General features: G+C 74.6%; 14 protein-coding genes and 1 pseudogene. 6 read left to right on the forward strand and 9 right to left on the reverse strand.

All coding sequences use genetic code 11. The annotated features are described in order from the left end of the window. Positions 1-69: 69 nt before the first annotated feature. Entirely contained in the window at positions 70-639 is a 570-nt protein-coding gene (locus AB0M03_RS23105) for an NUDIX hydrolase (RefSeq protein WP_363493781.1), read from the forward strand. A gap of 30 nt (positions 640-669) precedes the next feature. On the opposite strand, the gene AB0M03_RS23110 is transcribed toward AB0M03_RS23105, so the two are convergent. From AB0M03_RS23110 to AB0M03_RS23120, 3 genes and pseudogenes are all read right to left on the reverse strand, one after another. Further along, on the reverse strand, positions 670-942 hold the full coding sequence (locus tag AB0M03_RS23110) for a hypothetical protein (protein WP_363493783.1): 273 nt from the start codon (positions 940-942) through the stop codon (positions 670-672). A 231-nt stretch (positions 943-1,173) separates the two neighbouring features. Further along, positions 1,174-1,509 (reverse strand): annotated as a pseudogene (locus tag AB0M03_RS23115) (thioredoxin family protein); the annotation flags it as partial. A 118-nt stretch (positions 1,510-1,627) separates the two neighbouring features. Next, positions 1,628-3,973, reverse strand: coding sequence for a Tex family protein (locus tag AB0M03_RS23120; RefSeq protein WP_363493829.1), 2,346 nt, complete (start codon positions 3,971-3,973; stop codon positions 1,628-1,630). Positions 3,974-4,186: 213 nt separating this feature from the next. On the opposite strand from AB0M03_RS23120, the gene AB0M03_RS23125 reads away from it, so the two are divergent. Both AB0M03_RS23125 and AB0M03_RS23130 read left to right on the forward strand, forming a co-directional pair. Further along, positions 4,187-5,497, forward strand: a complete 1,311-nt coding sequence (locus AB0M03_RS23125; RefSeq protein ID WP_363493784.1) for a glycosyltransferase family 87 protein — start codon at positions 4,187-4,189, stop codon at positions 5,495-5,497. Between the two features lie 74 nt (positions 5,498-5,571). Further along, entirely contained in the window at positions 5,572-6,294 is a 723-nt protein-coding gene (locus tag AB0M03_RS23130; protein ID WP_363493786.1) for a maleylpyruvate isomerase family mycothiol-dependent enzyme, read from the forward strand. 42 nt (positions 6,295-6,336) lie between these two features. On the opposite strand, the gene AB0M03_RS23135 is transcribed toward AB0M03_RS23130, so the two are convergent. Further along, positions 6,337-6,783 carry a MarR family winged helix-turn-helix transcriptional regulator gene (locus tag AB0M03_RS23135; protein WP_363493788.1) on the reverse strand — a complete coding sequence of 149 codons (447 nt, stop codon included), beginning with the start codon at positions 6,781-6,783 and terminating at the stop codon, positions 6,337-6,339. A gap of 145 nt (positions 6,784-6,928) precedes the next feature. Between AB0M03_RS23135 and AB0M03_RS23140 the strand changes: the two genes are divergently transcribed. The 3 genes from AB0M03_RS23140 to AB0M03_RS23150 all read left to right on the forward strand — a co-directional run bounded on the left by AB0M03_RS23140 (position 6,929) and on the right by AB0M03_RS23150 (position 9,166). Next, the gene (locus tag AB0M03_RS23140; protein ID WP_363493790.1) at positions 6,929-7,303 is read left to right on the forward strand and encodes a cupin domain-containing protein; all 375 of its coding nucleotides are present in this window, start codon (positions 6,929-6,931) and stop codon (positions 7,301-7,303) included. A gap of 129 nt (positions 7,304-7,432) precedes the next feature. Beyond that, entirely contained in the window at positions 7,433-8,155 is a 723-nt protein-coding gene (locus tag AB0M03_RS23145; protein WP_363493791.1) for a DUF4230 domain-containing protein, read from the forward strand. Between the two features lie 189 nt (positions 8,156-8,344). After that, positions 8,345-9,166 carry an alpha/beta hydrolase gene (locus AB0M03_RS23150; RefSeq protein ID WP_363493793.1) on the forward strand — a complete coding sequence of 274 codons (822 nt, stop codon included), beginning with the start codon at positions 8,345-8,347 and terminating at the stop codon, positions 9,164-9,166. An 82-nt stretch (positions 9,167-9,248) separates the two neighbouring features. On the opposite strand, the gene AB0M03_RS23155 is transcribed toward AB0M03_RS23150, so the two are convergent. The 5 genes from AB0M03_RS23155 to AB0M03_RS23175 all read right to left on the reverse strand — a co-directional run bounded on the left by AB0M03_RS23155 (position 9,249) and on the right by AB0M03_RS23175 (position 12,589). Then, positions 9,249-9,494 (reverse strand): GlsB/YeaQ/YmgE family stress response membrane protein, encoded by a 246-nt coding sequence (locus AB0M03_RS23155; RefSeq protein ID WP_363493831.1) that lies wholly within the window; start codon positions 9,492-9,494, stop codon positions 9,249-9,251. Between the two features lie 159 nt (positions 9,495-9,653). Beyond that, positions 9,654-10,181 (reverse strand): gamma carbonic anhydrase family protein, encoded by a 528-nt coding sequence (locus AB0M03_RS23160; RefSeq protein WP_363493795.1) that lies wholly within the window; start codon positions 10,179-10,181, stop codon positions 9,654-9,656. A gap of 61 nt (positions 10,182-10,242) precedes the next feature. Further along, the gene (locus AB0M03_RS23165) at positions 10,243-11,034 is read right to left on the reverse strand and encodes an SGNH/GDSL hydrolase family protein (protein WP_363493797.1); all 792 of its coding nucleotides are present in this window, start codon (positions 11,032-11,034) and stop codon (positions 10,243-10,245) included. Positions 11,035-11,116: 82 nt separating this feature from the next. Continuing rightward, entirely contained in the window at positions 11,117-11,533 is a 417-nt protein-coding gene (locus tag AB0M03_RS23170; RefSeq protein ID WP_363493799.1) for an avidin/streptavidin family protein, read from the reverse strand. A 165-nt stretch (positions 11,534-11,698) separates the two neighbouring features. Beyond that, the gene (locus tag AB0M03_RS23175) at positions 11,699-12,589 is read right to left on the reverse strand and encodes a hypothetical protein (protein WP_363493800.1); all 891 of its coding nucleotides are present in this window, start codon (positions 12,587-12,589) and stop codon (positions 11,699-11,701) included.

Here is a 12,589-nt window from a genome sequence, read left to right on the forward strand (position 1 = left end):
AGCCACCCGTACGGTCGACGCGACCGTGAACGCGCATCGGCGGGGCTGCGGGCGGACTAGTATCGATCAATGACGGACACCACGGACAGAGCAGGGGAACTCGCGGCCCTGGCGGCCCGGTTCCCGCACCTGCACGCCCCGCAGCGCTGGGGCTGGGGCGGTATTGACGCGCAGTTCTCGGCGGAGCTCCCGCCGGACGAGCTGATCACGAACATCCATGTCGTCGGCTTCGCCGAAGGCGGGGTGGTCCTCTGCAAGGACGCCCGCGGGCACTGGTTCCTGCCGGGCGGCACCCGGGAGGCCGCCGAGTCGGTGGAGTCGTGCCTGGAGCGGGAGTTGCGGGAGGAGGCGGGGGCGAGACTGCTCTCGCCGCCGGTCTGGATCGGCGCCCACCACGCCGTCACCGATGCCCCGGAGCCGTACCGGCCGTGGCAGCCGCACCCGGAGAAGGCCTGGCTGTGGGGCTGGGCCGAGGTGGTGGTCGACTCGCTGCCGACCAACCCGGACGACGGTGAGCAGGTGGTCGAGGTACGGGCGATGCCGGCCGAGGAGGCCCAGCGCCTGCTCGTCCGCGGCCGCGACGCCTGGTGGGGCGAACTGGTCGCCCTCGCCGTGGAGTCCCGCGCGGCGCACCGCTGACCGGCGGGGCGCCGCGTGCCGCCCCGGCGTTCAGGACGGGTCGAGCGGGACCGGTTGATCCGTGACGGGGACGAGGCACCGCTGGGCGCTGCAGGCCCCGCAGCTGATCACGGCGCCGGCCCGTCCCGTCCCGGTGCTGCGGACCGGCACGGTGAGGGTCACCGGGCCGTCCGGGTAGACCGGCAGGGCGACGCCGAGGCCGGACGGGCTGACGGTCCGCAGCGGCCGGTCGGCCTTCGGCGTGCCGGCCGCCGCGAGCGACCCCCGGAGCCCGAGCCTGGTCGGAATGCCGAGGCCGGACACTCCGCCCTCGGGCAGGTCGACGCTGTAGAGGTGGAAGCCCGGTTCCTGCGGGGTGAATGGTGGCCCGCAGGAGCCGGGGCGATGCGTCGGCGGCGTCCAGCCGGAGTTCGACCGTGACGCCGCCTCCGGTGTAGCGGCCCGACGGCGCGGGCTCCGGCCGGCTCGGGGCGGCGCAGCCGAGCGGTAGGAGGAGCGCCGCGCCGAGGAGCGCGGCGTACCGGGGGCGGAGCGTCACTTCGCGGACCACTGCTTGAGGAAGGCGGCCACGGTGCCGGCGCTCATCGAGCGTGCGTCGGCGAAGGAGCCGTCGTCGGTGGCGGTGCGGACGGTGCCGTCCGGGGCGAGCACGGCCAGGGCCGGGATGCCGCTCGTCTTCAGGTCGACGTAGCGGGCGGCGAGGTCGAGGTTGTGGTCGAAGCGGCCGACGTCGATGGCGACCACCCGGTAGTCGGTGCGGAGCCGCGGCGCGACCTGCTCGGCGTGGAAGAGCCGGTCGAGGACGTGGCAGTCCGGGCACCAGTCGGCGCCGAAGTCGAGCAGCACCTGGCGGTGGTCGGTCGCGGAGAGCGCGAGGGCGGCCCGGGATTTCGTCCCCGACGATCATGGACAACCCGAGGAGGATAGCGGGGCCGCAGCACCCGGGGGCGTGTGGGTGGGCACCCCACACGCCCCCGTGGCACCAGGTCTAGCGGGTCAGGCCGGCCCGGCGGAGGGCGTCGGCCATGGCGGAGTTGACCACCGGTGCCTGCTCGCGGCCGCCGCCGCGGCGGTCCTGGCGGGGCGGGCGCGAGCCGCGGTCGCCGCCGCGCCGGTCGCCGCGGTCGCCGCGGTCCGCCCGGTCGCCGCCGGAGCGGGGCGCGGTGTCGTCGTCGAGGCGGAGCGTCAGGCCGATGCGCTTGCGGGGCACGTCCACCGAGGTGACCTTGACCCGGACGATGTCGCCGGGCTTGACCACCTCGCGCGGGTCCTTGACGAAGTTCTTGGACAGCGCGGAGACGTGCACGAGGCCGTCCTGGTGGACGCCGATGTCGACGAAGGCGCCGAACGCGGCGACGTTGGTGACGACGCCCTCGAGCACCATGCCGACCTCGAGGTCGCCGATCTTGTCGACGCCCTCCTTGAAGGTCGCGGTCTTGAACGCCGGGCGCGGGTCGCGGCCGGGCTTGTCGAGCTCCCCGAGGATGTCGGTGACGGTCGGCACGCCGAAGGTGTCGTCGGCGAAGTCGGCCGGGCGCAGCGCGCGCAGCGCGGAGCTGTTGCCGATCAGGGCGGGCAGGTCGCCGCCGGTCGCGGCGAGGATGCGGCGGACGACCGGGTATGCCTCGGGGTGGACGGCGGAGGCGTCCAGCGGGTCCTCGCCGCCGGGGATGCGCAGGAAGCCCGCGCACTGCTCGAAGGCCTTCGGGCCGAGCCGGGCGACGTCCTTGAGCGCCCGGCGGGTGCGGAAGGGGCCGTTGGCGTCGCGGTGGGCGACGATGTTGTCGGCGAGGGTGCCGGTGATGCCGGAGACCCGGGTGAGCAGCGGCGCGGAGGCGGTGTTCACGTCGACGCCGACGGCGTTGACGCAGTCCTCGACGACGGCGTCCAGCGAGCGGGAGAGCTTCACCTCGCTGAGGTCGTGCTGGTACTGGCCGACGCCGATCGACTTGGGGTCGATCTTGACCAGTTCGGCGAGCGGGTCCTGGAGGCGGCGGGCGATGGAGACCGCGCCGCGGATGGAGACGTCCAGGCCGGGCAGTTCCTGGGAGGCGAAGGCGGAGGCCGAGTACACGGAGGCGCCGGCCTCGGAGACCATGACCTTGGTGAGCCCGAGGTCGGGGTTGCGCCCGATCAGGTCCTCGGCGAGCTTGTCGGTCTCGCGGGAGGCGGTGCCGTTGCCGATCGCGACGAGGTCGACGGCGTGCTTCTTCGCGAGGGCGGCGAGGGTGGCGAGCGCGGCGTCCCACTTGTTGGCGGGCTGGTGGGGGTAGATCGTGTCGTGGGCGACGACCTTGCCGGTGGCGTCGACGACGGCGACCTTGACGCCGGTGCGGAAGCCCGGGTCGAGGCCCATGGTGGCGCGGGTGCCGGCCGGGGCGGCGAGCAGCAGGTCGCGCAGGTTGGCGGCGAAGACGCGGACGGCCTCGTCCTCGGCCTCCTGGCGCAGCCGGGTCCGCAGGTCGATGCCGAGCCGGACGAGGATGCGGGTGCGCCAGGCCCAGCGGACGGTGTCGGTGAGCCACTTGTCGGCGGGGCGGCCGCGGTCGGCGATGCCGAAGCGGGCGGCGATCCGCTGCTCGTAGTCGTTCTCGCCGGGGAGGTCGGTCTCCTCGGAGCCGTCCAGCGGGGAGAGCTCGAGGTCGAGGATCTCCTCCTTCTCGCCGCGGAGCATGGCGAGGATGCGGTGCGAGGGGAGCTTGGTGTAGGGCTCGGCGAAGTCGAAGTAGTCGGAGAACTTGGCGCCGTCCTGCTCCTTGCCCTCGCGGACGGTGGCGACCAGGCGGCCCCTGGTCCACATCCGCTCGCGGAGCGAGCCGACCAGGTCGGCGTCCTCGCCGAAGCGCTCGACGAGGATGGCGCGGGCGCCCTCGAGGGCGGCGGCGGTGTCGGCGACGGCCTCGTTCAGGTAGCCGGCGGCGAGGGCGGCCGGGTCCTGGGCGGGGTCGGCGAGCAGGGTCTCGGCGAGCGGCTCCAGGCCAGCCTCGCGGGCGATCTGCGCCTTGGTGCGCCGCTTGGGCTTGAAGGGGAGGTAGATGTCCTCCAGGCGCGCCTTGGAGTCGGCGGCCAGGATGCGGGCGCGCAGTTCGTCGTCCAGCTTGCCCTGCGCCTCGACGGACTCCAGGACGGCGGTGCGGCGCTCCTCGAGCTCGCGCAGGTAGCGCAGGCGCTCTTCGAGGGTGCGCAGCTGGGCGTCGTCGAGCGCGCCGGTGGCCTCCTTGCGGTAGCGGGCGATGAAGGGCACGGTCGAGCCGCCGTCGAGCAGGTCGACGGCCGCCTTCACCTGCCCCTCGCGGACGCCCAGCTCTTCGGCGATCTTGCGTTCGACCGGCATGGTCACGGGGCCTGCCACCTTCTCCCGGGGTTCCTCCTGGTACGCCCTGCATTCTGGCAGGTGCGGCGCGCCGGATCGGGTCGGGCCGTGTCCTGCGGACGGCGTGGCGCGTTGTGCTGACGGTCGGTGACACACGGTTGCACCGCGATCACCAGGCCCGATTTGTCTGGTATGAGATAGATCACAGGCACGCGCAGCTCCATGGAGGCGAAGGTGGCTCAGGGTCCGACACCGGTCACCCAGTGGGGGGTGCCCCTGGACGGGCCGTTCCGCTGGACGCGGCCCGCCACCTGGCCCCGCGAGGCCCTCGCCCTGGCCGGCTACTGGGTCGCCTCGCGGCTGGTCATGATCGGCATGCTGCGCTCCGGCAAGGCCGAGCAGGCCGTCGAGGTGCACCGCACCTACTTCCACTGGTACGAGGTGCTGAGCGAGGGCCGCTTCCCGGTGGGCGACGTGACCTGGCAGTACCCGCCGGGCGCGGCGCTGACCATGCTGGCGCCGGGCCTGGTGCCCTACCTCACCTACCTGCAGGCGTTCGTGCTGCTGATGCTGCTCACGGACGCCGTCACCCAGGCCGCGCTGGTGCGGGTGTCGCTGCGCCGCAACGGCGGGGTGCACCGGGGCCGCTCGACCGCCGGGGCGTGGATGTGGGCGCTGTCGCTGCCGCTGATGCTGGGCCTGCCGTACGGCCGGTACGACCTGCCGGTGACGGCACTGGCGATGGCCGCGCTGCTGCTGATGCCGAGCCGGCCGCGGGCCGGCGGGGTGCTGGCCGGGATCGGCGCGATGGTCAAGGTGTGGCCGGCCCTGGTGGTGCTCGGCGCGCCCCGCGGCAGGGGCACCCGGCAGGCCTGGACGGCGATGTGCCTGTCGGCGGCGGCGCTGCTGCTGGTGCTGGCGACGCTGTTCGACGGTGTGCTGGACTTCCTGACCGCGCAGCGCGGCCGCGGCGTGGAGATCGAGTCGCTGGGCGGCAGCGTGCTGCACGTCGCCAGGGAGCTGGGCTGGCCGGGCGAGGTCGACATGCACTACGGCTCGCTGGAGTTCCTCGGCCCGCACGTGGACCTGGTGGCGAAGATGTCGCTGGTGCTGACCGCCCTCGCCTTCGGCTGGCTGCTGCTGTGGCGGTTCCGCGCCCGCCGGTGGAACCCCGCGCTGCCGTACGACGCGGCGCTGACCGCGGTGCTGCTGTTCACCGTGACCAGCCGGGTGATCAGCCCGCAGTACCTGATCTGGCTGATCGGCCTGACGGCGGTCTGCCTGACGGTGCGCGGCTCCTCGCAGCGCCCGGTGGCGGTGGTCATCCTGCTGGCGGTGGGCGTCACCACGGTCGACTACCCGCTGTTCTTCGACGCGATGATCAAGGGCGGCTGGCAGCCCACGCTGGTGATCGTGGCCCGCAACGGTCTGCTGCTGATCGCCTCGCTGTGGTCGGCGGCCCGGCTGTGGCGGGCCTCGGTCTCCCCCGTGGCGGCGCTGCAGGAGGCACCGCGGGTGAACCGCGGCCCGATCCGGGTGGCCTGAGCAGCGGGCCGGCGGCGGCCGGCGGCCCGAAACCCGATGGTCCGCCACCGGGGCGCCGGACTACCGTTCGCCCCGTGAACCGATCCGACTACGTGTCAGCTCTCCGCGAGGGCGCCGCCCGCCTCGCCGAGGCCGCCGACGGCCGCCTCGACCTGCCCGTCCCCGGCTGCCCGGACTGGACGGTGCGGGACCTCGTCCGGCACACCGGCGAGGTCTACCTCTTCTGGCGCCTGATCGCCTCCGGCGAGCTCGCCGGCCCCGACGGCTACGAGGATCCGGCCCCGGTCGGCGACGAGCAGCTGATCCCCTGGTTCGGCACGCAGTGCGAGGAGCTGGCCGCCGTGCTGGCGGAGCTCGATCCGGACGAGCCGCGCTGGTCCTGGTCCGCCCGCAAGGACGCCGGGTTCGTCCAGCGCCGGATGGCCCAGGAGACGGCCGTGCACTGCTGGGACGCCCAGTCCGCGGCCGGTCTCGCCGAGCCGGTCCCGCGCGCCACGGCCGTCGACGGCGTCGACGAGTTCCTGGCGCTCTTCCACGGCGAGGCCGTCCCGCCGGCGGACTTCCCGGAGGGCGGGGTGCACCTGCACGCCACCGACGGTGAGGGCGAGTGGTCGGTGCGGGTCGCCGACGGCGCGTGGACGGTCGCCCGCGAGCACGCCAAGGGCGCGGTGGCCGTCCGCGGCGAGGCCTCCGACCTGCTGCTGTGGCTCTGGGGCCGGGCCGGCGACGACCGGCTGGAGGTCTTCGGGGACGCCTCGCTGCTGGAGGCCTTCCTCCGCTCCTTCGACCGGGACTGACGGGCCGTCCGGGGCATCGGCGGCGGGGCACCGGCGGGGGCGTCACCAGACCGGGCGCAGCCTCCCGCTGGGGGTCAGCTCCGCCAGGTCGGCGGTGAGCTGCCCGATGCGCTGCTCCCCGAGGGCCTCCTGCCAGGGGCGGACGGCGTCGGCGGCGGCCTCGTCGGCGGCCCGGGTGCAGGCCCACCCGCGCGCGGTCAGGACCACCAGGCGGGCGCGGGCGTCACCGGGGTGCGGGTGGCGCTCCACGTATCCCTTGCGGACGAGTTCCTCCACCATCTGGCTGGCGGCCTGTTTGGTGACGCCGAGGTGCTCGGCGAGTTCGCCGACGGTCGCGCCGTCGGGGGCGAGCCGGACGAAGGCGAAGCCGTGCGCCGGCCGCACGTCGTCGAAGCCGCGGGCCCGTACGCCCTCGTCGATGGTGCGGACCAGGTCCGCGGCGAGGCCCAGGACCAGGGGCGGAAGGGCGCGGGCAACATGCTCGTCCATGGCGGACAGTCTAGGCACTTGACGATTCACCGGGCTCCGGGCCGGGCCGGCCCACCTCCGAACAAGTCCAGTCGCTTGACTATATGGTCAATCCACCTGACCATATAGTCAATCAAGCTGACCATTGAGCCCGGAGGAATCCCGCATGCCGGTCGTCCGCCCCGCCGACGCCACCGTGTACGAGCTGCACGGCGCCCGCTTCACCTCGCACGCCTCGGCCACCACCGGCGCGGACCGGCTCCGCGCGTGGCGCCTGGACGTCCCGGCCGGCACCCGGGGCGTGGAGCACACCATCAGCCACGAGGAGGTGCTGCACGTACTCGACGGCACCCCGGCCGTCACCCTCGGCGGCACCACCGTCGTCCTCGCCCCTGGAGACACCGCGGTCGCCCCGGCCGGCTCGGTGCTCCGGTTGGACAACCCCGGCCCCGGCCCCGCCGCCGCATGGGTCACCAGCACCGTCGGCCTGCAGGCCGTCCTCCCGGACGGCTCCACGGTCACCCCGCCCTGGGCCGGCTGAACCCGGGCCCGGGCGGAACCGGGCCCGGTCGGAGCCGGGCCCGGGCGGGCCGAATCGAACCGCCGATCGGGGGAAGGATGCGCGCGCGGGCCGGACACCCGCGCCCGCACCGACCCAGGAGGTTCTGCGATGGCCCGCCGGTCCGTACCCGACACCGCCGCCGAGAACGACCGCACCACCGGGAAGGCCGATCCGGTCCGCGCCGGCCGTCGGCTCCCCGCTCTCCCCCGCGTCCTCCGGCTGCCGCTCGCCCTGGCCGCCGTGGTCGCCCTGCTGTTCACGGCGGCCCGGCTCGACCTGGTGCCCGGCCTGCCGGACCCGTTCGCCCGGCGGGAGGTCGACCGCAGCCAGCCCGCCGTCCTCAAGTCCATCCAGAACATGAGCCGGTACACCGCCGCCACCGGCAACTTCCAGGTCATCGTCGACCTCGACCAGGACGCGAAGTTCCTGCCGTCCCAGCTCCTCGGCAAGCGCACCCTGTACGTCGCCGCCGGGACCGTCGGCGCCTACGTCGACCTCGGCGGCCTGCAGCAGGGCTCGGTGACCGTCTCCGAGGACCGCCGCACGGCCACCGTCGCCCTGCCGCACGCCCGCCTCGCCGAGGCCGCGCTCGACGTCCGCCGCTCGTACGTCTTCTCCCAGCAGCGCGGACTCTTCGACCGGATCGGCGACTTCTTCTCCGGCAACCCCGGCGACCAGCAGCGGCTGGAGATCCTCGCGACCGAGAAGATCCAGACCGCCGCCCGCGACACCGCCCTCACCACCACCGCCGAGACCAACACCGCGGCCATGCTCGAGGGGTTGCTGCGCTCGCTCGGCTTCACCACGGTCACCGTCACCACCGCCGCCTGAACCGGCCACCCGGGCGACCTCCGAAAACACGCCCCGGCGGCCGGGCCGCCCTACGGTCGAAGCATGTCCACCGCGCACGCCCTCGGGCGCGCCGCCGGCCAACCGTTCGGCGGAGCCACGGCCGCTGCGCGATCCGCACACCCCACCCCGGCGCGGGCCCGCCCCGGCGCCCGGAGACAAGGAAGCGACATGCCGAGGATCACGACCGCCGACGGCACCGGCATCTTCTACAAGGACTGGGGCAGCGGGCGGCCCGTCGTGTTCAGCCACGGCTGGCCGCTCAACGCCGACGCCTGGGACGAGCAGCTCAGGCTGCTCGCCGAGGACGGCTACCGGGCGGTCGCCCACGACCGGCGCGGTCACGGCCGCTCCGACCAGCCCTGGCAGGGCAACGACATGGACACATACGCGGACGACCTGGCCGCGCTGATCGAGCACCTCGACCTGCGCGACGCCGTCTTGGTCGGGCACTCCACGGGCGGCGGCGAGGTCGCCCGGTACATCGGGCGGCACGGCACCGCGCGGGTCCGCAAGGCCGTGCTGCTCGGCGCGGTGCCGCCGGTGATGCTGCAGAGCGCGTCCAACCCCGAGGGCACCCCGATGGAGGTCTTCGACGGGATCCGGGCCGGCGTGGCGGCCGACCGCTCCCAGTTCTACTGGGACCTCTCGGAGAGCTTCTACGGCTTCAACCGCCCCGGCGCCGAGGTCTCCGAGGGCACCCGCCGGGCCTTCTGGCTGATGGGCATGCAGGCCGGCCTGCGCGGGGCCTACGAGTGCATCAAGCAGTTCTCGGAGACCGACTTCACCGAGGACCTGCAGCGGATCGACGTCCCGACGCTGATCGCGCACGGTGACGACGACCAGATCGTGCCGCTGCAGGCCTCCGCCCTGAAGACGGCCCAGCACGTGCCGGACAACATCCTCAAGATCTACGAGGGCGGCTCGCACGGCCTGTACGGCGCCTACCGGGCGGCCTTCGAGACGGATCTGCTCGAGTTCGTGGCGGACTGACGCCGCGGCCCTGCATCCGAACGCCCGCCGGGCCCGGCCGATCGACCGGGCCCGGCGGGCGCGCGTCCGGGGACGCCACGACTCAGCGGCCGGCTTTCCGGCGCTCCCACATCGGTGCCACCACGGCGACCAGGGCGACGGCGAAACCGATCTGCAGCAGGTGCCGGGTCCAGTCCACTCCCCCGGTGCGTGCGACGCCGATCCAGCCTGCGACCGCGTTGCCCAGCAGCGCACCGGCGGCGCCGAGCAGCATCGTCAACCACCACGGGATCGCCTGCGGCCCGCGCAGGACCAGCTTGGCCAGGACGCCGAGCACGAAACCGATCATCAGAATCCACAGCAGTTGGAACACGGCTCCTCCGCTCTGCCGGGCCTCGGCCCGCCCCGACCGGCCGCAGCCGGACCCGGCACCGCCGTCACATGGGGGGTGATCACAGCTTGCGCCCCCCACCCCGGATCAGTCGAGCGGGGCACCGCATGGGTTTCCCTACTGCGGTTCGATGTCCCGGTGGGCGTCGGCGAGGAGGAGGTAGCCCTCGGCGTTGGCCTTGATGCCGGCGCGCTCCTCCTCGGTGAGGGGGCGGCGGACCTTCGCCGGCACACCTGCGACCAGGGAGCCCGGGGGCACCTCGGTGCCCTGGGTGACCACGGCCCCGGCGGCGATCAGCGAGCCGGTGCCGATCCGGGCGCCGTTGAGGACGGTGGCGCCCATGCCGACCAGCACGTCGTCCTCGACGGTGCAGCCGTGCAGCACCGCGTTGTGGCCGACCGAGATCCGCTCGCCGAGCCGCAGCGGGAAGCCGGGATCGGCGTGCAGGGTGCAGTTGTCCTGGATGTTGGTGTCGGCACCGACCGAGATCGCCTCCGCGTCGCCGCGCAGCACGGCGCCGTACCAGATGCCGGCCCGGGCGGCGACGGTGACCGCGCCGACGACGACGGCGCTGGGGGCGACGAACGCCGTCGGGTCGACCGCGGGCACCCGGCCCGCAACGGCGGCGATCAGCGGCTCGGCCATGCTCGTTCTCCTGTTCTGGGGGGTACCCGGGGACGTACGTGCGGAAGCGGGCGGGACGGGCTCAGCCCTCGTACGGGAGGAGTTCGGCGCGCTTGGGCGGGCGGCCGTCGCCGGAGGAGCGGCCGGTGAGGCGGCGGCCGATCCAGGGGCCGAGGTGGCTCCGCAGCCAGCGCAGGTCGGCGCCGAGCTTCGCGGTGCGGCTCTGCGGGGCCGCGGGCGGCAGCGGGATGCGCCAGTCCTGGGCGGCGGGGCGGCCGAGTGCCTCGAGGACGGCGACGGCGACCCGGCGGTGGCCCTCCGCGGAGAGGTGGAGGCGGTCCTCGGCCCACATCCGCGGGTCGTCGAAGCAGGGGGCGCTGAAGAGGTCGACGACGACCGCCCTGCCGCCGGAGTCCCGGGCGATGCCCTCGACGAAGGCCTTGAGCTCCAGGACGGCCGGCAGCAGGCGGGTGCCGCCGGGCATCCGGCGGCTGGGGTCGGTGCTGGTGAACATGACCACGGTGGCGCCGCCGGCGAGCAGGGTGCGGGCGGCGATGCCGAACCGTTCCCTGACGTGGGCGATGTCGCAGCCGGGGCGCAGCACGTCGTTGAGTCCGCCGGCCAGGGTGACCAGGTCGGTGCCCATGGCGGCGGCCGGCCCGACCTGCTCGTCGCAGATCTGGCCGATCAGCTTGCCGCGGACGGCGAGGTTGGCGTAGCGGAAGCCGTCGCCGTTCCGCTCGGCGGCCAGTGCGGCGGCGAGCCGGTCGGCCCAGCCGCGGTAGTGGCCGTCGGGCAGCAGGTCGTCGCACATGCCCTCGGTGAAGGAGTCCCCGACGGCGACGTAGCTGGTGAAGGTGGCTGTGTTCTCCATGGCCCGACGATCGTACGCGCAGCCGCTACCGGCGGGTACGAAGGGGCGCCCCGTGCTCGGGGGCGCCCCCGGGGGTGGTGCGTCAGCTGGGGTGGGAGGCGGGGCGGCGGCCGCGGAGGTGGCGTTCGATCTCCTCGGGGCTGGGTGCCCGGCGGGTGAAGACGTCCTGGCCGACGACGGTGGACTCCCAGACGTCGGAGGCGGCGGCCGACCGGGTGAGCAGCCAGGTGGCGAGGATGGTGTCGTCGCCGTCCAGGTACTGGCCGCTCCAGCTGGTGACCGAGCCGGCGTCGCCCTGCTCGTTGCGCCAGGCGACCGTCCAGCCGACGGCGGTGCCGTGGCCCGGCCGGGCGGGGGTGTCCTGGCATCCGGTGAGGTCGTACGGTCCGGCGACGTGTCCGGCGCCCGAGACGTACGTCCCGGTGAGTCCGCCGGACTCGTCGGCGGTGAGCCGCATGTGCGAGCCGAACTCGTTGTACCAGTCTCCGGCGATGGTCATGGATGGTCTCCCTGGGCGGACTGTGCGGGGCTTGCCCTCCCAGGATCGGCCGCGGGGGCGGGCTTCGCACCGCAACCCGGCCGGTGTCGGCCCCGTTCGCGGGGGCGCCGGCGCCGCGGCCGCCGGACAGGACGGTGGCCGCGGCGCCGGCGGGTCCGGGTCCGCTCAGCGGGTGCCGGCGGAGCGGCGGCGGATCAGGACGGCGGCGCCGCCGGCGAGGGCGAGCACGGCGGCTGCCGCTGCGGCCCACCACGCGGTGGCCGGCCCGGCCGGGGCGCGGTCGGCTGCGGCGGCCGCCACCGGGGCGGTGCCGGCGGCCGGCGGTGCGGACTCGTCGAGGCCGGGGTAGCCGCCGGCCAGGCCCTTGCGGTCGTAGGCCGAACCGGGCAGCTTGTCGCCGTAGCGGGCGGTGACGAGCTTCTGGTAGGCGGCCAGGGTGGTGCTGCGGCGCCCGCCGAGGCCGGTGGTCGCCTCCTGGTTGAGCGCCTCGACCTGGCCCTTGTCGGTGAGCCGGTACCAGGCGTGGATCTGCGGCTCGGTGAAGGTGCGGGCCCGGTCGGTGCCCTGCTCGGCGAGGGAGACCTCGCTGTCGCCGTCCCGGATGCCGGCCAGTTGCCAGCTGCGGTCCCGGTCCTGCGGGGCGAGCAGCACGGAGGCGCGGTGGCCGTCGGCGGCGGCGACCCGGGAGGCCAGGTAGGACAGCCGCAGGGCGTTCTCGGCGGTGGGCTTCGCCTTGCCGGAGACGAACTCGGGTGCGAGTTCGTACAGCGCGACCGGATCCTTCAGGTCGAAGGCGGGCGGTCCGGCGGGGGCGGCGTCACTGCGCGGGGCGCCGACGGTGCCGCCGTCGGCGGCTGCGGCGGCCGGGGCGCCGGGCTGCCGGGTGGCGACCAGGAAGCGGGAGACGGTGTCCCGGACCTGGCCGGACTGCAGGACCTGCTTGGCGGTTCCGAGGTCTGGCCCGTCGGCGTGGGCCGGGGACGCGGAGGCGAGCAGGGCGAGTGCGGCGCCGGCGGCGAGCACGGCCGTGCGGCGGAGCTGCGGTGTGATGGGCAC

The sequence above is a fragment of the Kitasatospora sp. NPDC051914 genome, from assembly GCF_040680995.1.
Classification (GTDB): Bacteria; Actinomycetota; Actinomycetes; order Streptomycetales; family Streptomycetaceae; genus Kitasatospora.

Excerpts from the sequence above, each read along its gene's own strand:
- AB0M03_RS23160 (WP_363493795.1), bottom strand. The coding sequence starts at position 10,181 with ATGGCCGAGCCGCTGATCGCCGCCGTTGCGGGCCGGGTGCCCGCGGTC.
- AB0M03_RS23155 (WP_363493831.1), bottom strand. The coding sequence starts at position 9,494 with ATGATCGGTTTCGTGCTCGGCGTCCTGGCCAAGCTGGTCCTGCGCGGG.
- AB0M03_RS23170 (WP_363493799.1), bottom strand. The coding sequence starts at position 11,533 with ATGACCATCGCCGGAGACTGGTACAACGAGTTCGGCTCGCACATGCGG.
- AB0M03_RS23140 (WP_363493790.1), top strand. The coding sequence starts at position 6,929 with ATGCCGGTCGTCCGCCCCGCCGACGCCACCGTGTACGAGCTGCACGGC.
- AB0M03_RS23120 (WP_363493829.1), bottom strand. The coding sequence starts at position 3,973 with ATGCCGGTCGAACGCAAGATCGCCGAAGAGCTGGGCGTCCGCGAGGGG.
- AB0M03_RS23105 (WP_363493781.1), top strand. The coding sequence starts at position 70 with ATGACGGACACCACGGACAGAGCAGGGGAACTCGCGGCCCTGGCGGCC.
- AB0M03_RS23165 (WP_363493797.1), bottom strand. The coding sequence starts at position 11,034 with ATGGAGAACACAGCCACCTTCACCAGCTACGTCGCCGTCGGGGACTCC.
- AB0M03_RS23145 (WP_363493791.1), top strand. The coding sequence starts at position 7,433 with ATGGCCCGCCGGTCCGTACCCGACACCGCCGCCGAGAACGACCGCACC.
- AB0M03_RS23135 (WP_363493788.1), bottom strand. The coding sequence starts at position 6,783 with ATGGACGAGCATGTTGCCCGCGCCCTTCCGCCCCTGGTCCTGGGCCTC.
- AB0M03_RS23150 (WP_363493793.1), top strand. The coding sequence starts at position 8,345 with ATGCCGAGGATCACGACCGCCGACGGCACCGGCATCTTCTACAAGGAC.